The organism is Polynucleobacter sp. MWH-Jannik1A5, from assembly GCF_018881795.1.
Lineage (GTDB): Bacteria > Pseudomonadota > Gammaproteobacteria > Burkholderiales > Burkholderiaceae > Polynucleobacter.
Genome location: NZ_JACVPQ010000001.1, coordinates 1,373,728 through 1,398,614, shown reverse-complemented (window position 1 = coordinate 1,398,614; position 24,887 = coordinate 1,373,728). Strand labels below are relative to the sequence as shown.

Genomic DNA, 24,887 nt, shown 5'->3' with positions numbered 1-24,887 from the left:
CTTCACCAAAGAATATATGCACTTAAAGATTCGTCACCGCACTGAATACCGTTATGAAACTCCGGTACGCTACTCTATTCAAGAGTTGCGCCTGACTCCGCCAGCCGTCGCAGGTCAACAAATTGATAAGTGGAAGATTAGCACTCCCATTAAGGCATCCAACTCAATCGATACCTTTGGAAATGTATGTAGCGTTTTCGTTCAAGAGACTCCCTATACCTCGATGATGCTTGAGGCTGAGGGTGAAGTCCACACGGAAGATGCTTTTGAATTTATAGATGATCCCAAATCTGTTTCCCCATATTATCTTCTGCAGCAGACCAATCTCACCGAGCCTACAGAAGCCATGTTGGAATATTTCTCTTACAGTCTTCCAAAGAAAAATTCAGTTGATCAAGTATTAAAACTCGCTGAGGCTGTTCAAGGTTTAATTGTGTATTCCCCTGGCCAAACAAATTTCGCTACAACTGCCGCGCAAGCTTTTGCTATGAAATCCGGTGTTTGCCAAGATCATGCCCATATTATGTTGAGCCTATGTCGAGCCTCTGGAATACCGGCTCGATATGTCAGCGGGTATTTCTTTGCGGAAGAGTCTCCAAATCTAGCAAGTCATGCTTGGATTGATTTCTGCAGCGATATTGACAAGGGCATCTGGACTAGCGTTGACATTACTCATGCCTGCCTCATCGATTCACGTCACATCAGGTTAGCAGTGGGTCGTGACTACTACTCTGCAGCCCCTGTAAAAGGGGTGCGTACCGGAGGCGGAGGCGAAGAACTAAGCGCCAATATCTCCATTCAACAGCTCGGCTAGCCCATCTGATTTTTAAGAGATAATCTCAAGAAATAATGAAGAGGGTTAGAGAATGACGTACTGTGTTGGGCTTTGTCTTAAAGATGGTCTTGTATTTTTATCGGACACCCGAACAAATGCAGGTGTAGACCAAATCGGCACCTTCAGAAAAATGACCTTGTTCCAAGAAAAGGATCGTTTCTTCACCCTCATGAGTGCGGGCAATCTTGCCATCACTCAAGCCGTTAAAGAAATCCTCTTACAAGGCCAACTACTCAATGGCAAGAATCTTTGGACCGCTGAAAATACGCATGATGCCGCTGTCGTTATTGGCGACGCCGTCAAGCAAGTTTATGAACGCGATCACAAGGCGCTTGAAAAGGCTGGGATCGATTTCAATTGCAATCTGATTTTTGGCGGACAAGTTAAAGGTGAAAGACCCCGCCTATTTAATATCTATTCTGCTGGCAACTTTATTGAAGCCACTCCAGAGACTTGTTACTTCCAGATTGGTGAATCCAAGTATGGCAAACCAATTTTGGATAGAGTGCTGAACTTCAATACCTCATTGAATCTTGCAACCAAGTGCGCCTTGATCTCCATGGACTCCACTCTAAACAGTAATATTTCCGTAGGTCTGCCGCTCGACTTACTTGTATATGAGAAGAATTCACTGAAGGCCAATAAGCTCGTCACCATGGATGAATCTAACCCCTACTTCCAGATGATTCATCAGCTTTGGGGTGAAAAGCTACGCGCTGCGTTTAACTCGATTTCAGAACCTAGCTGGAGTGGCGCCAATAAGTCGAGCGCCATTTCAGCGCCGGCCAAAAAGATGGGTGCAGTTCCCGTTAATCGCCAGCCTGCAAAATCAAAAGCAAAGGTAGCAACCCCAACTGCCAAAAAGCCAGTAAAGAAAACCAGCATCAAGGCAAAAGCAAAATAATTAGCTAAAGAGCTCTTCCACTTCACCAAACAAAAAGGCCTAGAAGAATCTAGGCCTTTTGCTTTTTACGACTTCGCCAATTAGGCTTTTAAGTTCTTACCCAACATCTCCCAAGTAGCTACTACGCTATCTGGATTTAATGAGATGGAAGTAATGCCCTTCTCAACCAACCAACGCGCAAAGTCTGGGTGATCTGAAGGACCCTGACCGCAAATGCCAACGTACTTGTTTTGTTTACGGCAAGCATCAATGGAGCGGGCAATCATGAACTCCACCGCTGGATCACGCTCATCAAAGTCGATTGCGAGCAACTCCATACCAGAGTCACGATCTAGACCCAGAGTTAATTGAGTCATATCGTTTGAGCCGATAGAGAAGCCATCAAAATACTCAAGGAACTGATCCGCCAAAATTGCATTGGAAGGAATCTCGCACATCATGATGAGGCGCAAACCATTAACACCACGCTTGAGGCCGAACTTCTCCATCATATCGATCACGCGCTTAGCCTGATTAATAGTGCGCACAAACGGAACCATGATCTCAACGTTATCTAGACCCATATCTTCACGAACGCGCTTCATTGCCGCGCACTCGAGAGCAAAAGCCTCGCCAAAATCTTCTGATACATAACGTGATGCACCGCGGAAACCTAACATTGGATTTTCTTCATCCGGCTCGTAACGCGATCCTCCAATCAACTTCTTATACTCGTTAGATTTGAAGTCTGACAAACGAACGATTACTGGCTTTGGATAGAAAGCAGCAGCAATGGTTGCCACACCCTCAACCAGCTTATCTTCGTAGAACTGACGTGGGCTAGCGTAACCGCGGGCCACACTCTCAACCGCACGCTTGAGATCTGGATCAATATTTGGGTACTCCAATACTGCGCGTGGATGAACACCAATGTAGTTATTGATAATGAACTCTAGACGCGCAAGACCAACACCAGCATTCGGAATTTGGCAGAAATCAAACGCCAACTGCGGATTACCAATATTCATGGTGATCTTCACTGGAATCTCTGGCAATACACCACGAGATACTTCAGTAACTTCAGTTTCAATCAGACCATCGTAGATGTGGCCTTCATCACCTTCAGCACAAGAAACAGTCACCATCATGCCGTCTTGTAAATGCTCAGTCGCATCGCCACAACCAACTACCGCAGGTACGCCCAATTCACGAGCAATAATCGCAGCGTGACAGGTACGACCACCACGGTTAGTCACAATCGCTGAAGCACGCTTCATTACTGGTTCCCAGTTTGGATCAGTCATGTCTGCAACTAATACGTCACCAGGCTGAACACGATCCATCTCGCTTGGGTCACGAATGATGCGGACAGGACCAGCACCAATCTTTTGACCGATTGCACGACCCTTGGCTAATACCTTTGAGCTACCTTTTAACTTATAGCGCATCTCGACTTGGCCAGCAGCCTGACTCTTCACAGTCTCAGGGCGAGCTTGCAAGATATAGATGCGGCCATCTTGACCATCTTTACCCCACTCGATGTCCATTGGACGACCGTAGTGCTTCTCAATGATCATGGCGTATTTTGCCAACTCAGTAATATCAGCATCCTCTAATGAGAAACGATTGCGTTTTTCTGGAGTGACATCTACTGTCTGCACTTTTTCAGCTGAACCTTTAGGGGCGAATTGCATCTGAATTAACTTAGAACCTAAAGAGCGGCGAATGATTGCTTTCTTGTCTTTAGCTAAAGTGGTTTTGAATACGTAGAACTCGTCAGGATTTACTGCACCCTGCACCACAGTCTCGCCCAAGCCATAGCTTGAAGTAATGAAAACAACATCTTCAAATCCGGACTCAGTATCCAATGTGAACATCACGCCTGCAGCACCTAGATCAGAGCGCACCATGCGCTGAATACCTGCGGATAAGGCTACTTCAGCGTGGGCAAAGCCCTTGTGTACACGATAGGAGATCGCACGATCGTTATAAAGCGAGGCAAATACTTCACGAATCTTCTTGAGAACGTCATCAATACCTTCAACGTTCAAGAAAGTCTCTTGTTGACCTGCAAAAGAAGCATCCGGCAAATCTTCAGCAGTTGCTGACGAACGCACAGCAAATGAACCTTTGCCGGAATCATCCAATACCGCAAATGCTTTGCGAATTTCTTCATCAAGTTTAGGCTGAAATGGTGCCGTTTCGATCCAGTTACGGATCTCTGCACCAGCTTGTGCCAATGCACGCACATCATCAATATTCAAACCTTCTAAACGCTGCTGAATACGTTCAGTCAGGTTATTGTGTTTTAGAAAATCACGAAATGCCAATGCAGTGGTAGCAAAACCTGTTGGAACACGAACCCCAGTAGAGGCTAACTGAGAAATCATCTCTCCCAATGAAGCATTCTTACCGCCAACGGATTCAACATCCGTCATGCGAAGTTGCTCAAATGGCAAAACATAGGCATCAGCCATACTGCTATTTTGTTGCTGTTGGTTGGACATAAAATACTCTCTAAAGATAAGGAAACTGGTATAGCGGCCACCCTAAACGGGGCATGCTTTAATATGATTCTATTGTAGTGCTGACCCCGACTTTTAAGCCAAATCTATGTCTATCGAAACCCGCATTGTTTTTATTGTTTCTGACGGTACCGGCATTACTGCCGAGAACTTCAGCCAGTCGATTTTGGCCCAATTTGAGGCCACTTTTAAGCACATTCGGGTGCCATTCGTAGATAGCGTTGATAAGGCCCATGACGCCGTCAGCAGCATCAATCAGGCGGCCAGTAAATATGGAGTTCAACCCATTGTTTTCACTACTTTGGTGAATTCCGAGCTCAATGCCATTGTCGGCAAGGCAAATGGCCTCATTCTCGATATGTTCCAGACTTTCGTAGCACCTCTCGAGGAAGCGCTCGGCATGAAATCGACCCATGCCATGAACCGACTTCACCACAATGCGGATACCGAAGCTTATAAGAACCGTATAGAAGCGATTAACTACTCATTAGCCCATGACGATGGACAGTCCAATCAAAACTTGGCTGAAGCCGATGTCATCCTCATTGGCATCTCTCGAGTTGGCAAAACTCCTACAAGTTTGTACCTAGCAATGCAATACGGTCTCAAGGCGGCAAACTACCCTCTTATTCCGGAAGACTTTGAACGGGGGCAACTACCGAAGGATCTAGTACCTTACCGCCAGAAGATCTTTGGACTCATGATTGATGCAGAGCGCTTATCCGAGATTCGTAATGAACGTAGACCTGGCAGTAATTACGCCAAGCTAGAAAACTGTCGCTATGAAATTAATGAAGCAACAGCAATGATGAAAAAACAATCTATTCCATGGGTACTCACCACCAGCAAATCTATCGAAGAGATTGCTACCACCGTATTGCAAGCAATTAAGTCTGATAAAACAATCTTGGGTTGATTGCTTTTAAGTAAGACTAACTTCGTCTAACCCGCAACGTCTCAAATAAGCATACCGCTGCTGCCGTTGAGACATTGAGTGACTCTACCCTTGGATCAATTGGTATGGACACACCTTTAGCCTGAGCCAGCAGATCTTCTGAAACGCCCTGGCCTTCGCTACCCATCACCCAAGTCACCGGATGCAGTAGATCTTTTTTTAGGGAGTACAGGTCATGTTCAGCATCTGCTGTTGTTGCCAATAATTGCGCGGTTACAGCACTCAATACTTGCTGGTTAGACCAGCCTTCATATAAATCTAGCAATTTGTGAGCGCCCATACCAGCACGCAATACCTTGGTAGACCATAAATGAGCGCAACCTGATAAAGCGATGACTTGTGTAAACCCAGCTGCAGCTGCAGTGCGCAATATTGAACCCACATTCCCAGCATCTTGCACTCGATCCAATATCACTACATCACCATCTAGCGTTGCAATCGATTGCGGTGTTGCCAGAGTAGATTTTGGCAAATCAAGCAGACCGGCAATATGTGGTGCATTGACTAAATCCGATAGAAGATCCCAGAGAGCACTATCCAACTGAAATACTTTAGTGTCTGGACAAATCTCCAAATGCTCATAAACGGCTTGCGAGATCTCCACATTCTTCAAACCGATTTCTGAGGTTAGGAGAATTTTTAAGGCGGGATCACCCACCCAGGTCTGGACCAGGTGTATGCCTTCCAACAAAGCCTGCCCGCTTGCTAGTCTGGCCTTCTGCCCTTTAGAGCCGGTAGCTTGTAACAGGCGAATCTCTTTAAATAAAGGATTCTCTTTGGAGGTGATCTGATCAAAATTCATAACTTAGTTTGCAATAGATTCAAGAACTTTGCGTACCGGCGAAAAGCTTCGTCTATGTTGATCGCAAGCCCCATATTGCTTGAGAGCGGCAAAATGGGCTTCTGTTGGATACCCCATGTGCTGAGCAAAGCCATATTCTGGATGAAGTTCATGCAAAGACATCATCTGACGATCACGCGTCACTTTTGCCACAATCGATGCAGCGGATATAGCCGGCTCTTTAGCATCACCCTTCACAATCGCTTCAGCAGCAATTGGCAATTCTGGGCAACGATTTCCATCGATCAATGCTTTATCAGGCCAGGCCCCTAAGCGAGTGGTGAGGTCTTCAATAGCACGACGCATCGCCAGCATGGTGGCCTGCAAAATATTAATCTCATCAATTTCTGCTGGGCTAGCTTCACCAATGCCCCAGGCCTTTGCCTTTTCCATAATTTGCTCATAGAGATATTCGCGACGAGCGGCGGTTAATTTCTTGGAGTCTTTTAATCCATCAATCGGATTATTGGGATCGAGCACTACAGCACCAGCCACTACAGCACCTACTAATGGTCCGCGCCCAGCTTCATCTACACCGCAGACCCAAATTAGACTCATATACTTTTTTGTTTATTACGAGCGTTAGCAATCGTTTGCGCTACAGCTTGCGCAACCAATAAGCCTGTGGGGCGACGCAAAGTTTCATGCATGTGCACAAAGCGCTCCTTGAGCTCAGCCACTTTAACTGGGTGCTCTAACCAATCTTGCACAGCACTCGCCAATTTTTCAGGCGTTGCATCGTTCTGCAAGAGTTCAGGCACAACAAATTCTTCGCAGAGGATATTTGGCAAACCCACATAAGGTAAATATCCTTGACGCTTCATGATTTGCGCAGTTAACCAAGGCACCTTATATGAAATGACCATAGGCTTTTTCCATAAAGCTGCTTGCAATGTGGCTGTGCCGCTGGCAATCAACACTACGTCGGATGCTTCCAAAACTTCGTCAGCCATTCCATCGAGCAAATCTATCTGGATATCTGGATTGATGTTCTTCGCTGCAAGCAAAAGCTGTTCAAGCGGTTCACGTAATCGTGGCGTTGCCACCGGAATCAAAAAGTGCAGTTTCTGACCCTTTAATCTCTTGGACAACAGCTGCATGGTTTCAAAAAAGACAGGGGCAATAAGCTCGATCTCGGACCCCCGGCTACCAGGAAGCACAGCAATCACAATGCCATCGAGTGATGTTGCCTGGCGGCTCAGGTATTGACTGATCTTTTCTCTTGCTTGTTGGGTATTTGGCTCAAGCGGAATTTCGCTAGCCAATGGATGACCTACATAAGTCGAAGCCACACCTGCCTTGTCATAGATTTCAGTCTCGAAAGGGAAAATGCAGAGCATGCGCTCTACCGCCTGAGAGATCTTCTTGATACGCCCCGCTCTCCAAGCCCAAATCGACGGAGATACTAAATGCAAAGTCGGAATACCCGCTTTACGTAACTCAAGCTCAACACCTAAATTAAAGTCAGGCGCGTCAATTCCCAAATAAACATCCGGTCGACCTTCATGGAGAAGATTTTGAATGAGCTCCTTACGCAACTTCAGAATTGCCGGCAGTTGTTTGATAGCCTCAACATAACCACGCACACTCAAAGTTTCCATAGGCCAATCGGAACGCATGCCTTCTGCTTGCATACGAGGGCCACCAATGCCGTACATCTCAAGGCCGGACATATCCGGTATTTGATTTAGCGCACTAAGTACTGGCGCGGCTAACAGATCACCAGAAGGTTCGCCAGCTACACAAGCTAACTTTGGCAAAGTAAATCCGTTACCGAATAATGCCGCGGGTAGAAGCGGCAATAAAGTCATGGAATTGAGCAAGCTTTTCCGCAGTAGCTGCGTCAGCTGCAGAAGCAACAACCATCTTCTGAATTTCTACTTTGGCATCTTCAAAGCTCAAGCCATCCTTATAGAGAATCTTGTACGCTTGGCGCAAGGCCGCAATTGTTTCGCTCGAGAAACCACGACGCTTTAAACCCTCAACATTAATTCCATGAGGAGAAGCTTTATCTCCAGCAGCAATCACAAATGGAGGAATATCTTGGACTAAAGCGGAAGCGCCACCTAACATCGCATGCTGTCCAATTCGGACAAACTGATGCACGCCGGACATGCCACCCATAATGGCCCAGTCGTGTACTTGTACATGACCAGCAATTTGGGCATTACTTGAGAAGATGGTGTGATTACCAACTTGACAGTCATGAGCGATGTGCACATACGCCATGATCCAGTTGTCATTGCCAATGCGCGTAATGCCCTCATCTTGCGAGGTGCCAGTATGAATCGTAGTGAACTCACGAACGGTATTGCGGTCACCAATAATGAGTTGAGTGGGTTCGCCACGGTACTTCATATCTTGTGGTGGCCCACCGATTGCAGCAAAGTGTGCAAAATTATTCTCTTTTCCAATAGTTGTGTAACCCTCAATCACAGTATGAGAGCCAACCTTGGTGCCGTCACCAATTTTGACGTTAGGTCCAATGACAGAATAAGGGCCAACCTCAACATCACCGGCCAGCTCAGCCTTGCTGTCAACTACAGCAGATGCATGAATCCGAGTCATTACGCGCCTTTCGTACGTACCGCACAAGTGATATTTGCTTCTGCAGCAATCTCGCCATCTACAGTTGCCTTAACAGCAAACTTATAAATGCCAGCACGACCCCGCTCTAATGTGGCAGTCATAATCAATTGATCGCCAGGCAATACCGGTTTCTTGAAGCGTGCACCGTCAATACCTGCAAAGTAGTAGATTGCGTCCTCAGCGCGCTCTTCAGAGAACGTTAACAAAGCGGCTGTTTGAGCCAAAGCTTCAATAATCAAAACTCCTGGCATTACTGGAAAGTCTGGGAAATGACCCTGAAAAAATGGCTCATTCATAGTGACATTTTTTAATGCAGTAATACTTTCACGCGGGGAGATTTCTAGTACGCGGTCTACCAATAAAAATGGGTAGCGATGGGGTAGCAATTTCAGAATCTTATTGATATCGATTGCAATTGGTGTGCTCATATATAACCCGCTAAAAAGTAAATATTAATCTTAGATTCACAGAATCTTATGAGTCTGTGGTTTTGTTTTTATCCAGCAAACGCAAGCGTTGACGTATTTTATCGAGACCCCGCAAAATAGCGGCATTTTTCTCCCAAGCACCGTGCAACATAGACGGATAAACACCGGTGAAATGCTGTCCTGGCTCTACGATAGAGCGAATGATCGAGGTGTTGCCTGAAACAGTGGTTCTATCCGCAATCGTTAAATGGCCAGCAAAGTTTGCGGCACCCCCAATGATGCAGAAGTTACCAATCTTGGTACTGCCGGAGATTGCCGCACATCCAGCGATTACACAGCAGCTACCAACAATCACGTTATGAGCTATTTGAACTTGATTATCAATCTTAGTGCCAGCGCCAATAACGGTATCGCTCATTGCACCACGATCAATTGTCGTTGATGCTCCAATCTCCACATCATTACCAATAACTACTCGTCCTGTTTGTGGAATCTTGACCCACTCTCCACCAGTAGCAGAAAAATCAGGGGCAAAACCAAAGCCATCAGCCCCAATGACTGCACCACTATGAATAATGCAGCGCTCGCCAATTTGACTATTGTGATAAATCGAAACAGATGGATAGATCAAGGTATCGCTTGCAATCACACTATCTTTAGCAATGCTGGTATTCCCCAAAATAGAAACACGCTCACCAAGCTTTACACCGGCACCAATTTGTACAAATGGGCCAATATGACATGAGGATGGAACGATCGCAGTAGCATCGACTACTGCACTCGGATGAATTCCAGGCGCATATTTCGGGCAACTAGCTTTTGCAAAATGTTGAGCCATTCTTGCAAAAGTAGCGTAAGGATTTTTAGAAACAAAATAAACGCGCTTTGCCGAATTGACACTGGGATTAGCCTGCAAAAATTCCAGATCTGATTGATTAACAATCAAGGCACCTGCAGCACTCTCACTAGCCTGCTGTCGGTAAAGCGGATTTGATAAGAAGGAGATTTGGTCCGGCTGAGCTCGCTCCAATGGAGCGAGGCCGGTAAATTTGTGGGAGGCCTCCCCCACCAAGCTTGCTTGAAACTGTTCGGCCAGCTCGATGGCAATAGGCATAAACTTACTTAAGACTATTTAAAACCTTGATGATGTCATCAGTAACATCAATTTTAGAATTAGCGTACGGAGGATCTTGGACAATGATGTCTAGCTTCTTCTGTTCAGCAACTTGCTTGAGTGCAATATTTGCTTTCTCAGCAATCTTGGCGCGCTCCTCAAAGTTTCTCTGATTGAGATCTTCTGTAAATTCACGTTGCTTGCGTTGTAACTCACGATCTTGGTCAGACAACTCGCGTTGACGACGAATGCGATCCGCCTCGCTCATCACAGCAGAATCACGATCCAGCTTTTCTGCTGCAGCTCTAATTTTTTCGGCTCCGTCTCTGATATCTGCTTGTCGCTTTGCAAAATCTTTTTCTAATCTAGCCTGGCTTTGTTTAGCAAGATTAGATTCATTAAAAACCTTCTCGACGTTAACCGCACCAATTCTTGTGCCTGCGTCTTGAGCAAATGCCTGAGTAAACGAAAGAGCCGCTACTGCAGCAACAATGCCAACTTGAATCCATTTGGAAGATTGATAAAACTTCATAAAACTTTCCTTAAACAATTAAAACGCAGTGCCCACTTGGAACTGTAAACGCTGGATATTATCCGTTGGTTGTGACTTATACGGAATACCGTAGCTGAACTTCAAAGGCCCGAGCGGTGATATCCATGATAAACCCATTCCATATGAGTATCTCAGAACTAAATTGATATTCTCTCCGAAGGCATTACCACCGTCGACGAAGGTAAATAGGCGCAATGTCTTATCTACCCCTGAACCCGGGACCGGGAAGGTGTACTCCACATTACTAACAATCTTGGATTGGCCACCGGTAGGCTGATAGGCCCCGATTGCCGTGTTGTAATACTGTGGGCCTAATGAACCAGGTGAGTAGCCGCGAACCGATCCGATACCACCAACGAAGTAGTTCTTAGTAATTGGGAATGGATTATTGCCGTACTGCTCTCCGTAACCCACCTCACCATTAAAGGACAGAATATTGCCCTTCGAGAAAGAGTGGTATTTCTGATATTGGCCAAAAATTCGATAGAAAGTCATATTGCCAATCGGCGTGCCAGCCTCTGCTGACAATTGCTCCAGCGAGCCCGTTGACGGGATGAGCGCACTATCTCGTCCATCACGCGCCCAACCAACTGTGATTGGCACGTTGTAAGTTGTTAGCGTAGCAGGGTAGCCAGGCGCTGCTATGCCATAGTTCTGGGCATAGTTTAAATAGGGTTGAGGCGTATTGTTGGTTGTCTGAATTTGATATGCCTCGATACCAGTACCAAAAAAGACTCTATCTACTTCAGTGTAAGGAACACCGAATTTAATATTCGATCCAACAGTCTTAATTTGATAGTTGGGATCACCCACGTAGTACAAAGGTTTTGATGATCGATAAAACAAATCTGTATATCGACTAATTCCATCCTCAGTAAAGTAAGGATCATAGTTAGATAAGGCCAAGCTTTGATTAATCTTGCCCAGAGAGAAATTCAATCCAACGGATGTGCCAGTACCGAACGCATTATCTTGATTAACACCAGCAGATAAAATCAATTTTTCAGTTGAGGAAAAACCCGCGCCCAGAGTAATCGCACCAGTCGGCTTTTCAGTCACCTTCACATTCACATCAACTTGGTCGGGAGAGCCAGGCACATCCTCGGTGGTGATATCTGTTTCGGTGAAGTACCCTAAACGCCCTAAACGTTTTTTGGATAACTCGATCTTGTCACTGTCAAACCATGAGCTTTCAAACTGACGCATTTCGCGACGAATGACCACATCGCGAGTTTTTGCATTGCCTGAAATAGCCACTTGACGCACATAGATGCGACGACCCGGATCGATAACTAAAGTGAGGTCAACCTCAGCAACCTCGCGACGTATATCAGGCTGTGGATTAATAGTTGCAAAGGCATAGCCATAGGAGCCCAAAATCTCAGCAACCGCTTTGGTACTCTCCGTTAGACGCGCAGAGGAATAAGTATCTCCAGGCTTTAAAGAGACCAACTGCATTAACTCAGCATCCTTACCCAAGGTATCGCCTGCTAAACGTACATCTTTAACGGTGAATTTTTTACCCTCACGAATACTGATTGTGAGATAGATACCTTTTTTATCTGGCGTAATGGAGACCTGGGTTGACTCAATTACAAATTCTAGGTAACCACGATTTAAGTAGTAAGAGCGAATCGTCTCTAAGTCAGCAGTGAGCTTTTGCTTGGAATAAAGGTTATCTTTGCTGTACCAGGATAACCAACCACCTGTTTTTAGCTGCATCTCACTTTTTAAAGTGCTTTCACTAAATACTTCATGTCCGATGATGTTAATTTCTTGGATTTTGGCAACAGGACCTTCGTCAACGTTGAAATACACTGCAACTTGGTTGCGCTCAATCGGCGTTACTGTAGCAACGACTTCTGCTGCGTACATGCCCTTGCCAACATATTGACGCTTAAGCTCTTGCTCAGCTTTATCAATTAAGGCTTTGTCGTAAAAGCGGGCTTCAGCTACGCCAACTGTTTTCAGTGATTTGCGTACGTTCTCAGGATCAAACTCTTTCATGCCCGTAAATTCAATACGAGAAATCGTGGGGCGCTCTTCAACGATCACAATAAGAACATTGCCTTGAGCTTGGATCTGCACGTCTCTAAAAAAGCCAGTGCTATAAAGCGCCTTAATCGCCTCAGTACCCTTCTCTTCTGTAAAAGTGTCGCCAACTTGAACAGGTAAATAACTAAATACCGTACCCGGCTCTACACGCTGAAGACCCTCAACACGAATATCTTTCACCACAAAAGATTCGGCTGCCGAAACATTCAAGCTCAACCCTAGTGCAAAAAATACCAAGATATGGGTGATGAAACGGGCAAAAATACGGAAAGATGATGTCAGAGAATTCAAGGCGAAATATAGCGTTGTAAATCGTTAAACAATGCCAGTAATGACATAGAAATCAGCAAAATAAAGCCCAGTTTTTGGAGCTGTTCCTGCATTGATGTCGAAATCCGCTTACCGGCGACCAACTCCCATGCATCATACAGTAGCTGACCCCCATCAAGCATTGGAAAAGGGAGCAAATTTAGCAAACCAATACTAATGCTCATAAGTGCCAAAAAAGCTAAAAATGGCTGCCACCCCACCTGAACAGTCTTGCCTGCCATATCGGCAATACTGAGTGGTCCACCCAACTGCTTTAAGGAGGTATTTCCTGTAAATAAACCGATCATTAGCCTTGTAGAGACCTTGGTGATCACCCACACCCTTTGCGAGGCAAATACGACAGCATCAATTGGCCCTAATTTCAACTCTTGCCACTTTTCTAAAGGGGTAGCTACGGGTAGCAAGCCCAAAGACATCATAGGATCCTTATCCGGGCTAATTTTGGGTAAATCTTTGGCATAAAAAGCCTTGATGTATCGACTTCCAGCTGGACTTTGAAGTTCTAGCGCAAAACCATCCTCCCCAGTAATGGCATCCATCAGACTCCAGCGTAGAGCGTTCCAACTGGCAACAGGCTCAAAATCACCAAAAAGGGGCACAGTATCAGCCTGAGATCCCAAATCCTGCCAACCGATCACTCGATCCCCTTCTGCAACCCCCAAATTTGCAGCTACGGAGTTTTCGGGAGGATTTTGCAAAACAGCAGGTAACTGAGGGGCACCTGTCAGGTAGATAAGACCAAAGAAGACAACTGCCAGCAAGAAATTAGCAATAGGGCCGGCCGCCACTATTAAAGAGCGCTGCCAAAGCGGCTTTTTGTCAAATGCTTGATGTTCTTCTTCAGGTGAAATACTTTGCTGACGATCTCTTCCGTCAAGTAATTTCACATACCCACCCAGTGGAATTGAAGCTAACACCCATTCTGTTTTATTTTTCGCATGGTATGTGTAGAGGGGCTTGCCAAAACCAATCGCAAAGCGAAGCACTCGAACACCACAACAGCGAGCTGCTAAAAAATGACCAAACTCATGAAAGCTAACCAATACCCCCAGGGTCAATAAAAAAGCCGCGAGAGTAATCATTGCTTACAAAGAATGTTCTTCACTACCGCTTGCGCCGCTTGACGCGCGCTCGCATCAATACCTAAGATTAACTCAAGAGAATCGGCATTCACTGTCGGAATAGCGCTTAATATTTCCTCCACCACAACCGGGATCTGCAAATACGGCAAGCCCTCATCCAAGAAAGCTGCCACTGCAATTTCATTTGCAGCATTGAGTACCGCCGGTGCTGTGCCACCCTCTTTGGCAGCAGCAAATGCCAGCGAGAGACAGGGGAAGCGCTTCAAATCTGGCTCGGCAAAATTTAGGGCTGACAACTGCGTCAAACTCAGTGGTGCCACGCCTGCATCAATCCGCTCTGGCCACGCCAATCCATAGGCAATAGGGGTGCGCATATCTGGCTGACCTAATTGCGCCAACACGGAGCCATCACGATAACGAACCATCGAATGCACAACACTTTGCGGATGAATCAATACCTTGATTTGTTCCAAAGGCAAACCAAATAGCCAAAATGCCTCAATCACTTCGAGACCTTTATTCATCATCGTTGCAGAGTCAACAGAAATTTTTCTACCCATTACCCAGTTCGGGTGGGCACAAGCTTGTTCAGGAGTGATATTTGCTAACTGCTCAAGAGGTGTATTTCTGAATGGTCCTCCAGAGGCGGTTAACCAGAGCTCTTCAACCCCGTGACGAGGATTTGGTTCTTTAGAAAATTGCTCAGGTAAGCATTGAAAGATGGCATTGTGCTCGCTATCAATCGGCAGAAGCTCACCACCGCCCTCCCTCATCGCCTGCATAAATAAATCGCCAGACATTACCAAGGCTTCTTTATTCGCGAGTAAGACTCTCTTCCCCGCTTTTGCTGCAGCCAATGCAGGAACCAAGCCAGCAGCGCCCACAATTGCAGCCATGACAGTATCGCAATTGGAATCAGTAACAGCATTCACTAAAGCTTGTGGTCCATACAAAACTTGAGTATGAATATTTTTCTCAAGCAGAAGCTTGCTTAAGCGTGCCGCGCCATCGGCATCAGCCACAACAGCAATAGCGGGCTTAAATTCAGAGCACTGTTGCGCTAGCAAATCGACCTGCTTGGCAGCGGTAAGTGCAGCCACTTTGAAGCGATCTGGATGTGCGCGAATCACATCTAGCGTATTAACACCGATAGATCCAGTTGAACCCAGAATCGCAACGTGCTTCATCGACATCAAACAAATCCTGCCAAAAGTGCAGCAATTGGCATGGTTGGAATCAACGCATCTACTCGATCCAATACACCACCATGCCCTGGCAACAAGTGACTGGAATCTTTTACTCCAGCCAAACGCTTAAGTTGAGACTCAAATAGGTCGCCAAAAATACTAAAGGCTGTTAACACCGTCACCATCAAGAACATGGGTATCCAACCAAATCGAATTGCCCATGCACCAAACAGAGTGGACTCAAAGGAAAAGAAATACACACATGCAAACGCGTAAACATAGCAAAGTAATAAACCGCCAATAGCACCTTCAACAGACTTACCTGGACTAATTTGCACAGCAAGCTTGCGCTTACCAAAAGCCTTGCCCACAAAGTAGGCACCAATATCAGCAACCCATACCAAAGCCATCATGCTTAACAAAAATATAAGGCCGAGTTCGCGCAAGAACACTAATGCAAACCAAGTCGCTGGTAACAAAATTAAACCAAGCACTACATAAAAAGGTCGCAGCTTTTGCAAAGAAAGATTCATGCCTTTGGCCAATATAAATGGCGCAACAAAGAACCAGAATAGAACTGCTAGTAGTAATAAAGCAAACTGCCAGGAGGCATTTTGCATGCCCAGTAAAAACAAAATAATGACAAGGCAAAATACGGCATATATCCAGGCAGAAGGACTAGCCTCTGGGGCTAGCAAACGACTCCACTCCCAAGCAGCAGCCAATAAAACCAATAAGAAAAGGCCGCCAATATAAATTGGAGGAAGTAAAAATAAAGTTGGCAACAGTACCGCCATCAGAATAAGGGCGGTAATAACTCTGGTTTTTAGCATGGGAATGAGCTTAGCAATGGACTACATCAAACTGCATCGCTCATTGCTTGCGATGCAAGCTGAGCACTTGTGCGGCCAAAACGGCGCTCGCGCTGACTAAACCAGTCAAACGCTTTATGTAATTCTTTCTCATCAAAATCAGGCCACAAGATATCCGTGAAATACAACTCGGTATAGGCTAGTTGCCACAACAAGAAATTACTGACACGTTGTTCGCCGCCAGTGCGAATAAATAAATCTGGCTCCGGTGCATAAGCCATCGAGAGATGTGGTTGAAGCAACTCTTCAGTCACCTGCTCTGGTTTTAAATTGGGATTAGCCGCAATACATTGACGCATGGCCTGCAAAATATCCCAGCGACCGCCGTAGTTTGCAGCAATGGTAAACGTGAGACTTTTACAGCCAGCAGTCTTTTTCTCAGAAAACTCAACCATCTCTTGAATAGCGGAATCAAAACGACTCAAGTCGCCAATTAATCGCAAGGCAATATCATTTTCAGCAAGACGAGATACTTCGCCCTTCAAAGATTTCAAAAACAGCTTCATTAAGAAGCCTACTTCTTCAGGAGGGCGGCGCCAGTTCTCAGAGCTAAATGCAAAGACCGTCAAATACTCAACGCCAAGTTTGCGACATTCTTGAACAATTTTACGAACAGCGCCCAAGCCTTCTGAGTGCCCTGCAACACGCGGCATCATGCGCTTACTAGCCCAGCGCCCATTACCATCCATGATGATTGCTACATGGCGAGGTACGGCACTGACCTCTGGAATGGCTAGGGTTGAGCTGGAATGTTGAGTCATTAGAAACGAAGGTTCAATCCGGCACTTAAACCGTCATGATCTCTTTTTCTTTTTCAGCGATGATCTTGTCGATATCGACCACAGCTTTATCAGTCATCTTTTGAATATCGTCAGTAGCACGACGCTCATCATCCTCAGAAATTTCTTTATCTTTCGTTAAGCGCTTGAGGTGCTCATTGGCATCACGACGTAAATTACGCACAGCAATCTTCGTATCTTCGCCTTCGCTCTTCACAACCTTGGTGAGTTCACGACGACGCTCTTCCGTCAAAGCAGGCATTGGTACTCGAATCACAGTGCCCTGGGATGCTGGATTTAAACCCAGATCAGAATCGCGAATTGCTTTTTCAATTGCAGCAACCATCGTTTTTTCAAAGGGTTGCACATTGATAGTACGGGCATCAGCCAAGCCCAAACTGGCAACCTGACTTAATGGTGTTGGGTTGCCGTAGTAATCCACATGAATGTGTTCCAGAATTCCTGGGTTAGCACGGCCAGAGCGAATCTTAGCTAAATTGGTTTTCAAAGCCTCAAGAGACTTTTCCATCTTTTGATTGGTATTGGTTTTAATTTCTGCTGCAGACATCAGGCCTCCTATTAAACGTGCACCAAAGTACCTTCAGGTTCACCCTGCACTACACGCATTAATGCGCCTGGCTTGAGAATTGAAAATACTTTGATTGGTAATTTGCGATCACGGCACAACGCAAATGCAGTTGCATCCATGACTTGTAGATTCTTGATTAACGCTTCATCAAACGTAATGGTTTTATATAAGGTAGCGGTTGGGTCTTTCACTGGATCTGCGCTGTAGATACCGTCTACCTTCGTTGCCTTAAGCATCACCTCAACACCCATCTCCGCACCACGCAGAGCAGCAGCTGTGTCGGTAGTAAAGAATGGATTGCCAGTACCAGCAGCAAAGATCACAACTTTACCCTCACCCATTGCGCGAATTGCGCGTGGGCGAATATAAGGCTCAACAACTTGATCCATACGCAGAGCAGATTGCACGCGCGCCTCAACACCTTTTTGACGCAGAGCATCTTGTAATGCTAAAGAATTCATCATGGTCGCCAACATACCCATGTAATCAGCAGTGGCTCGATCCATGCCGGCAGCACCACCTGCAACACCACGGAAAATATTTCCGCCACCGATCACAATCGCTAGCTCTACCCCGCTATTTACTACCTCGGCGATTTCCTTGACCATGGAATCAATGGTGACCGGATTGATGCCGAAAGCATCGTCACCCATAAGGGCTTCACCAGATAATTTTAGGAGGACTCGTTTGTAGGCTGGCATGTTTTTTATTTTCCGTAATTTGCTAAGCAATTAAATTACTTAGCTTATTGATCTTTAAGCGCTTTTTAATATCTCAGCCAAATTATAAAGGGCTTGGGAGGGACCAAAGAAAAGGGCACAGAAACTAAGGTTTCTATGCCCATTTGGGTAATGCCGACTAGCTGGGGCAAGCCCCAAACTAGCTAATTAAGCAGTTGCTTTAGAGGCGGCAGCTACCTGTGCAGCAACTTCAGCTGCAAAGTCGTCTTGACGCTTCTCAATGCCCTCGCCTACAACAAACATGGTGAAACCCTTGATTGTTGTATTTGCAGCCTTGAGCATTTGCTCAACAGTTTGCTTGTCGTTTTTAACGAAAGTCTGGTTCAACAAAGAAACCTCTTTGAGGTACTTCTGAATAGAACCTTCAACCATCTTTTCAACGATTTCTGGTGGTTTGCCAGATTCAGCAGCTTTTTGAACAGCAACGCTACGCTCAACAGCGATCGCTTCAGCAGGAACATCAGCCATAGATAAAGCCACTGGCTTCATTGCAGCAATATGCATCGCTACGTCTTTAGCTGCAGTGTCGTCACCTTCGAACTCAACCACTACACCAATACGCGTACCGTGGAGGTAAGAAACCAACTTGCTGCTTCCAGCAAAACGCTTGAAGCGACGTGGCATGATGTTTTCACCAATCTTACCGATCAATGCGCTACGAACTTCATCAACAGTTTGACCATTCATTGGCAATGCCAACAAAGCAGCAACGTCAGCCGGATTCTTTTCAGCAACCAACTTCACGCACGCATCTGTAAATGCCAAGAAGTCATCGTTTTTAGAAACGAAATCGGTTTCGCAGTTCACTTCCAACAATGCACCAGTAGTGCCATTGATAGAAGCAGCAACGATACCTTCAGCAGTCACACGAGAAGCTGCTTTACCAGCTTTGCTACCAAGCTTAACGCGCAGAATCTCTTCCGCACGAGCCATATCACCATCAGCCTCAGTCAAAGCTTTTTTGCACTCCATCATCGGAGCATCAGTTTTGGCGCGTAACTCGCCAACCATTGCAGCGGTAATAGCGGCCATTATTCAGCTTTCCCTTCTTCAACAAACTCTTCTTCACCTTCTTTAACCGCTGTCAGGATTTCCTGAACAGAGTTAGCTTTGCCTTCGAGGATTGCGTCAGCAATACCACGTGCATAGAGGGTTACTGCTTTGCTTGAGTCATCGTTACCAGGAATGATGTAATCAACACCTTCTGGTGAGTGGTTGGTATCTACAACAGCGATTACTGGAATGCCAAGCTTGTTAGCTTCAGTAATAGCAATCTTGTGATAACCAACGTCCACTACGAAAATCGCATCAGGAACACCGTTCAAATCTTTAATACCGCCAAGAGCTTTTTGCAATTTGTCGAGATCACGGTCATTAGTCAAAGCTTCTTTCTTAGAAAGCTTTTCCCAGTCGCCAGCTTCTTTAGCAACTTCCATATCTTTCAAACGCTTGAGGGAACCTTTAACAGTTTTGAAGTTAGTGAGCGTACCGCCCAACCAACGGCTGTCGATGTAAGGCATACCAGCACGAGCAGCTTCTTCAGCAATGATCTCGCGTGATTGACGCTTAGTACCAACAAATAAAATCGTGCCACGATTAGCAGCAACTTGTTTTGCAAATTTCAGGGCGTCCTGAAACATTGGCAATGTTTTTTCCAAGTTGATGATGTGGATTTTGTTGCGATGACCGAAAATGAATGGGGCCATCTTTGGGGACCAGAAGCGAGTTTGGTGACCAAAATGGCAACCGGCTTCCAGCATTTGACGCATAGTTACTGACATAACTTCTCCTAAGGGTTGGTTCTAAAGTTGAGTCCTAGCTGCGCTAAAAAACGCCACCCTGGAAGGCTCAACTCGCGATTTCAAGTCCAAAATAGACCTGAGACCACAATTATAGCTTAAATATCAATGCTCTAGCCCCCTTTGCCCCTAGGCAGACTTTGAGGCTTGCCCTCAAAATAGCCTCCAGATGCCCTAAAAATAGGGTAATTGCCTAATTTTTAGGCAATTAGAGCAAGCCAAAACTCTCCAAGTCGTTGATAATCAAGGCATGAATAGTGTATTTACCGCAGAAAAAGACATCCAAGGGATGCGCGAAGCTGGCCGCTTAGCCAGCGAAGTTTTGGACCATGTAGCTCCCCATGTCAAAGCTGGGGTGAGTACTGGAGAGCTGGATCGCATTTGCCATGAATACATGCGCGATGTCCAAAAAACGATCCCTGCACCATTGAACTATCAGCCGCCTGGCTATCCCCCCTTTCCAGCTTCAATTTGCACCTCAGTAAATGATGTGATCTGCCACGGCATCCCTGGCGAAAAAGTGTTGAAGACTGGTGACGTAGTGAATCTAGATATCACTGTCATCACTCCTGATGGTTATTACGGCGATACTAGTCGCATGTTCATGGTGGGCGAAGTTTCCGTCATGGCAAAACGTCTCACCCAAATTACTTTTGAATGCATGTGGCTTGGAATTGCACAGGTGAAGCCTGGTGCTTCTTTAGGTGACATTGGTTATGTCATTCAGACTCATGCAGAAAAAGCAGGCTACTCAGTCGTACGTGAATACTGCGGCCACGGCATTGGAAAAGTATTCCATCAAGATCCACAAATTCTTCACTACGGCAAACCCGGTACTGGTGAAAAACTTGAAGCTGGTATGACCTTCACAATTGAACCAATGATTAACGCCGGCAAACGCGATATTCGCACCATGCCTGATCAATGGACAGTGAAAACGAAAGATCGCAGCTTGTCAGCTCAATGGGAGCACACATTACTGGTGACTCAGAACGGTGTTGAAGTGCTGACATGGTCGGAAGGTAGCAACCCTCCGCCCGATTGCGTAAAAGGCCTGTCTTACAGACCTTCATTAGCAAGCGCCTAAGTTATGAGCAAGCAGCAGCTGGCTAGCAATATTACTGATGCAGCTAGCCTGCGCGCAGCTCGCGAAGTTGCTTACGACGAGTTTAGAAAAACACAGTCAGTAGGTAAGTTAACCAAACAACTTACTAAGATGAGCGATCAAATACTCGCCCATCTCTGGAATGGCTGTGGCTTAAAAAATGAAGCCGCCTTAATTGCCGTTGGCGGTTATGGAAGAAATGCCTTATTTCCCCACTCCGATATTGATATTCTCATTCTGCTCCCCGCTGAAGAAAAACAAGCTCTTGCTTTATCCAAGCAGGTTGAGCAATTTATTGCCAGCTGCTGGGATATGGGGCTTGAGATAGGCTCTTCAGTACGGAACACTGCGGAATGCATGTCTGAATCTGAGCAAGATGTCACTGTGCGCACATCACTTTTAGAATCGCGATTCCTGTGTGGCAATAAACAACTATACAAAGACTTTGCAAAAGCCTTTGAAGCAGCCATGGATCCAAAGGCATTCTTTCAGGCCAAGCAAGCAGAGCAGATTCAGCGTCATTACAAATATCAAAACACTCCTTACTCTTTGGAGCCTAACTGCAAAGAAAGTCCTGGCGGTTTGCGTGACTTACATGTCATTTCTTGGGTAAGTAAGGCGGCGCTATTAGGCAAGACCTTCAAGGATCTCAATGAAGCTGGCCTTGTTACACAACGCGAGCTGACTGAACTCAACCGTAATCAACGCTTCCTAGAAACTCTGCGCGCTAATTTACATTTGCTGGCAGGGCGTAGACAAGAGGTCCTCGCTTTTGACTTGCAAGCAGCGCTTGCAGCATCCATGGGAATTAGAGAAGATACGTCAAGACGAGCAAGTGAAGCAATCATGCGCCGCTACTATTGGGCTGCTAAAGCAGTAACCCAATTAAATGATGTTCTGCTACAAAACATTGAGGCCCTACTCTTTCCGCAAGAGTCCAAAACCACGCATCCGATTCCCGGCGAAGGTAATGAATACTTTATTGAGCGCCAAGGGGTATTAGACATCACCGATCCTCAGCTCTATCAGAAACACCCAGAACAGATACTGAGAACTTTCTTAGTGTTTGCTCAAACATCTAATGTAAAGAGCTTGTCTGCGACTATCTTCAGGGCACTCTACAACGCTCGAACCAAGATGGATAGCAAATGGCGCAAGGACCCAATTAATCGCGCGCTTTTTATGGAGATCTTGAAGCAGCCTGAAGGTGTAAGCCGTGCTTTCCACCTGATGAATCGCAGCAGCGTACTAGGACGTTACCTTCCAGCCTTCAGAAAGATTGTTGGGCAGATGCAGCATGACTTATTTCATGTGTATACGGTTGACCAACACATCCTCATGGTGCTACGTAATGTGCGTCGCTTCATGGTGATTGAACATACACATGAGTTCCCTTTCTGTAGCAGCCTCATTGCTCACTTTGAGAAACCTTGGTTATTGGTAATTGCAGCCCTATTTCATGACATTGCCAAAGGTCGTGGTGGCGATCACTCGCAGCTAGGTAAAGCAGATATGCGTAAGTTTGCCAAAGACCACGGCTTGGATAAAAAAGATACTGAGTTACTCGTTTGGTTGGTGGCAGAGCATCTCTACATGAGTCAAGTTGCGCAAAAGCAAGATATTACGGATCCTGATGTAGTCAAAGCCTTTGCCAAGAAGATGGGGGATGAGCGTCACCTGACTGCACTTTATCTACTGACGGTCGCCGATGTCCGCGGCACCAGTCCTAAAGTATGGAATGCCTGGAAGGGCAAACTCCTAGAAGATCTGTATCGCGCAACACTCAGGGTATTGGGCGGTGCAAAACCAGATGCCTCCTCAGAGTTAGCCCAACATCAAGAAGAATCCAAAGCAAAGCTTCGTCTCTACGGCATTAACGATGATGCTTATGAGGAATTCTGGAAGCAATTGGATGTAGCCTTCTTCTTAAGGCAAGACTCTTCTGATATTGCTTGGCTTACAAGACACTTGTTTAATAAAGTAAATAGCGAGCAGTCAATTGTCAGAGCTAGACTTTCTCCCATTGGTGAAGGACTGCAAGTAGCAGTCTATGTAAAGGACCAAGAAGATCTCTTTGCCAGAATCTGCGCCTACTTTGAGAGACATGGTTTCTCTATTTGGGATGCGCGTATTCACACTACACGTCATGGCTATGCATTAGATAGCTTCCAAATCTCCGGTAGCAACTTAGTAGATGAAGGCGGTAGTTATCGCGACATTATTCAGTTGGTGGAGTTTGAGCTTACGGCAGCACTAACTAATAGTGAACCTCTGCCAGCGCCCAGTATGGGTCGTCTTTCAAGACAATCACGTACCTTCCCTATTCAGCCGCGCGTGCATATGGTTCCAGATGACCGCGGTCGATATTACACACTGGCGCTATCTGCTAGTGACCGCACTGGTTTGCTCTATACCATCTCCAGAGTGTTAGCGAAGCATCAGGTATCGATTCATACCGCCAGAATTAATACTCTAGGAGAGCGAGTGGAAGACGTACTGCTTCTTGATGCTGCTAACTTGGGTAAGAACCCTAAGTTACAGATTCAATTAGAGACAGAGTTACTTGAGGCTTTAGGGGCTTGAATAAATAACTCTAATTAATTATCTATGGATAAAAAACCCACCGAAGTGGGTTTTTTATCTCAAACAAAGATCAATAGCGCTAGTGGGGTATAGAGAATTAATATCATCAACCCTAAGAATTATCGCTTGCCCTTTAGATAATTTAAAGCCAACTTTATATGCCTATAAATAAATGGTGGCAATAATAATTTGGGATGCAAAACTACTGGCGGAACCCAATCTTTTTTGTAGTTTTGTGCATTAAAAGCAAAAACTTGCTTTCTGATCTCGGGCCCATCAGAAGGTCTAGCGGCATACATGGTTGAATGAGTAGGCAACTCTTCATAAACTTTTTTAGAGGCAGTGTAATAGTAAAGTGCAATAGACCTACGTTTAATATGGTCTGGGGTGGTAAGCGGATCTGGATGGCCGTGGTAGGAATCCGCATCTGTATTAAATATCACACATCGGTTGAAAATAGGAGAGACTGAATTAACTTTGTTCTTCATGCTCCTATCCCAAATCTCTAACTGGCCACCATATTCCTCGTCCCAGTCCTTATTAAGATAAATGAGTACATTTAATCTTCTATTTAAATGCAGTTGCTCATTTACGCGAAAATCAGCATGAATCCCAAGCTGACCACCTCTAGAGGTTTCATGAAAGCCACCACCAGCAAAATAGGGGTCAGGAATAATTCCACTAATGGTAGTTATACCCTCCAAGAATTGTAGGAATGGTGCTGAATTAAAAAAGTCAAAAGCCCTCCTTACAAATTCATTGCAATCATTAGGAAAAATTTGCCTCTTATGGTGCCCAGCATAGTGACCCTCATGCATTACATCGCTATCTAGAGGATGAACAGGGAAATTGGCTAATATTTTTTCCGCAAAATCATTTGGTAAAAAATTATCGATAACTATGTGAGGATAGGGCTCAGCAAAACAGTAAGTCCCAGCTAGCTCTTCGCCAATCTCTCTCGCAACCGTAGCTGAGAGTTTGATTCCATCATCCAATGTAATCGGTAATAAACAGTCTATCGCTTTGCTGGATGAATTCATATC

General features: G+C 45.6%; 23 protein-coding genes. 5 read left to right on the top strand and 18 right to left on the bottom strand.

The window, feature by feature from the left end; genetic code table 11:
* Positions 1-16: 16 nt before the first annotated feature.
* Positions 17-814 carry a transglutaminase family protein gene (locus tag ICN23_RS07115; protein WP_216231498.1) on the top strand — a complete coding sequence of 266 codons (798 nt, stop codon included), beginning with the start codon at positions 17-19 and terminating at the stop codon, positions 812-814.
* Between the two features lie 52 nt (positions 815-866).
* Entirely contained in the window at positions 867-1,739 is an 873-nt protein-coding gene (locus tag ICN23_RS07110; protein WP_216231497.1) for a peptidase, read from the top strand.
* Positions 1,740-1,819: 80 nt separating this feature from the next.
* Here the strand turns inward: ICN23_RS07110 and ppsA are convergent, their stop codons facing one another.
* Positions 1,820-4,225 (bottom strand): phosphoenolpyruvate synthase, encoded by a 2,406-nt coding sequence (ppsA, locus tag ICN23_RS07105; RefSeq protein ID WP_255532730.1) that lies wholly within the window; start codon positions 4,223-4,225, stop codon positions 1,820-1,822.
* Between the two features lie 106 nt (positions 4,226-4,331).
* On the opposite strand from ppsA, the gene ICN23_RS07100 reads away from it, so the two are divergent.
* On the top strand, positions 4,332-5,159 hold the full coding sequence (locus ICN23_RS07100; RefSeq protein ID WP_216231496.1) for a pyruvate, water dikinase regulatory protein: 828 nt from the start codon (positions 4,332-4,334) through the stop codon (positions 5,157-5,159).
* A gap of 16 nt (positions 5,160-5,175) precedes the next feature.
* Here ICN23_RS07100 and ICN23_RS07095 read toward each other — a convergent pair whose 3' ends face one another.
* From ICN23_RS07095 to rpsB, 16 genes are all read right to left on the bottom strand, one after another.
* Positions 5,176-6,000, bottom strand: a complete 825-nt coding sequence (locus tag ICN23_RS07095; RefSeq protein WP_216231495.1) for an RNA methyltransferase — start codon at positions 5,998-6,000, stop codon at positions 5,176-5,178.
* Positions 6,001-6,003: 3 nt separating this feature from the next.
* Positions 6,004-6,597: a ribonuclease HII gene (gene rnhB, locus ICN23_RS07090; RefSeq protein WP_216231494.1), complete on the bottom strand. Its 594-nt coding sequence runs from the start codon at positions 6,595-6,597 to the stop codon at positions 6,004-6,006.
* Positions 6,594-7,850 carry a lipid-A-disaccharide synthase gene (gene lpxB / locus ICN23_RS07085; RefSeq protein WP_216231493.1) on the bottom strand — a complete coding sequence of 419 codons (1,257 nt, stop codon included), beginning with the start codon at positions 7,848-7,850 and terminating at the stop codon, positions 6,594-6,596. Before lpxB ends, rnhB begins: the two co-directional genes overlap by 4 nt.
* Positions 7,810-8,607: an acyl-ACP--UDP-N-acetylglucosamine O-acyltransferase gene (gene lpxA / locus ICN23_RS07080; RefSeq protein WP_216231492.1), complete on the bottom strand. Its 798-nt coding sequence runs from the start codon at positions 8,605-8,607 to the stop codon at positions 7,810-7,812. Before lpxA ends, lpxB begins: the two co-directional genes overlap by 41 nt.
* Positions 8,607-9,056 carry a 3-hydroxyacyl-ACP dehydratase FabZ gene (fabZ, locus tag ICN23_RS07075; protein ID WP_068322521.1) on the bottom strand — a complete coding sequence of 150 codons (450 nt, stop codon included), beginning with the start codon at positions 9,054-9,056 and terminating at the stop codon, positions 8,607-8,609. Before fabZ ends, lpxA begins: the two co-directional genes overlap by 1 nt.
* 46 nt (positions 9,057-9,102) lie before the next feature.
* A complete protein-coding gene (gene lpxD / locus ICN23_RS07070) occupies positions 9,103-10,170 on the bottom strand; it encodes a UDP-3-O-(3-hydroxymyristoyl)glucosamine N-acyltransferase (protein ID WP_216231491.1) in 1,068 nt (355 codons plus the stop codon).
* 4 nt (positions 10,171-10,174) lie between these two features.
* Positions 10,175-10,702, bottom strand: coding sequence for an OmpH family outer membrane protein (locus ICN23_RS07065; RefSeq protein WP_216231490.1), 528 nt, complete (start codon positions 10,700-10,702; stop codon positions 10,175-10,177).
* Positions 10,703-10,720: 18 nt separating this feature from the next.
* Positions 10,721-13,027 (bottom strand): outer membrane protein assembly factor BamA, encoded by a 2,307-nt coding sequence (bamA, locus tag ICN23_RS07060; RefSeq protein ID WP_370624778.1) that lies wholly within the window; start codon positions 13,025-13,027, stop codon positions 10,721-10,723.
* 38 nt (positions 13,028-13,065) lie between these two features.
* On the bottom strand, positions 13,066-14,190 hold the full coding sequence (locus tag ICN23_RS07055) for an RIP metalloprotease (protein ID WP_216231488.1): 1,125 nt from the start codon (positions 14,188-14,190) through the stop codon (positions 13,066-13,068).
* Positions 14,187-15,377 (bottom strand): 1-deoxy-D-xylulose-5-phosphate reductoisomerase, encoded by a 1,191-nt coding sequence (gene ispC, locus ICN23_RS07050; RefSeq protein WP_216231959.1) that lies wholly within the window; start codon positions 15,375-15,377, stop codon positions 14,187-14,189. The genes ICN23_RS07055 and ispC overlap by 4 nt, the downstream gene beginning before the upstream one ends.
* 5 nt (positions 15,378-15,382) lie before the next feature.
* Entirely contained in the window at positions 15,383-16,210 is an 828-nt protein-coding gene (locus tag ICN23_RS07045) for a phosphatidate cytidylyltransferase (protein WP_216231487.1), read from the bottom strand.
* Positions 16,211-16,236: 26 nt separating this feature from the next.
* A complete protein-coding gene (uppS, locus tag ICN23_RS07040; protein ID WP_216231486.1) occupies positions 16,237-17,010 on the bottom strand; it encodes a polyprenyl diphosphate synthase in 774 nt (257 codons plus the stop codon).
* Between the two features lie 25 nt (positions 17,011-17,035).
* Positions 17,036-17,596: a ribosome recycling factor gene (frr, locus tag ICN23_RS07035; RefSeq protein WP_216231485.1), complete on the bottom strand. Its 561-nt coding sequence runs from the start codon at positions 17,594-17,596 to the stop codon at positions 17,036-17,038.
* A gap of 11 nt (positions 17,597-17,607) precedes the next feature.
* Positions 17,608-18,318 carry a UMP kinase gene (gene pyrH, locus ICN23_RS07030; RefSeq protein WP_216231484.1) on the bottom strand — a complete coding sequence of 237 codons (711 nt, stop codon included), beginning with the start codon at positions 18,316-18,318 and terminating at the stop codon, positions 17,608-17,610.
* 186 nt (positions 18,319-18,504) lie between these two features.
* Complete coding sequence (tsf, locus tag ICN23_RS07025; RefSeq protein WP_216231483.1) at positions 18,505-19,389, bottom strand: translation elongation factor Ts; 885 nt, start codon at positions 19,387-19,389, stop codon at positions 18,505-18,507.
* Positions 19,389-20,138, bottom strand: a complete 750-nt coding sequence (rpsB, locus tag ICN23_RS07020; RefSeq protein WP_071467757.1) for a 30S ribosomal protein S2 — start codon at positions 20,136-20,138, stop codon at positions 19,389-19,391. Before rpsB ends, tsf begins: the two co-directional genes overlap by 1 nt.
* A gap of 268 nt (positions 20,139-20,406) precedes the next feature.
* Here rpsB and map point away from each other — a divergent pair, with 268 nt between their 5' ends.
* Both map and ICN23_RS07010 read left to right on the top strand, forming a co-directional pair.
* Positions 20,407-21,243, top strand: a complete 837-nt coding sequence (gene map / locus ICN23_RS07015; protein WP_216231482.1) for a type I methionyl aminopeptidase — start codon at positions 20,407-20,409, stop codon at positions 21,241-21,243.
* Positions 21,244-21,246: 3 nt separating this feature from the next.
* Complete coding sequence (locus tag ICN23_RS07010) at positions 21,247-23,844, top strand: [protein-PII] uridylyltransferase (protein WP_216231481.1); 2,598 nt, start codon at positions 21,247-21,249, stop codon at positions 23,842-23,844.
* Positions 23,845-23,963: 119 nt separating this feature from the next.
* On the opposite strand, the gene ICN23_RS07005 is transcribed toward ICN23_RS07010, so the two are convergent.
* Positions 23,964-24,884: a 2OG-Fe(II) oxygenase gene (locus ICN23_RS07005; protein ID WP_216231480.1), complete on the bottom strand. Its 921-nt coding sequence runs from the start codon at positions 24,882-24,884 to the stop codon at positions 23,964-23,966.
* Between the last annotated feature and the right edge of the window lie 3 nt (positions 24,885-24,887).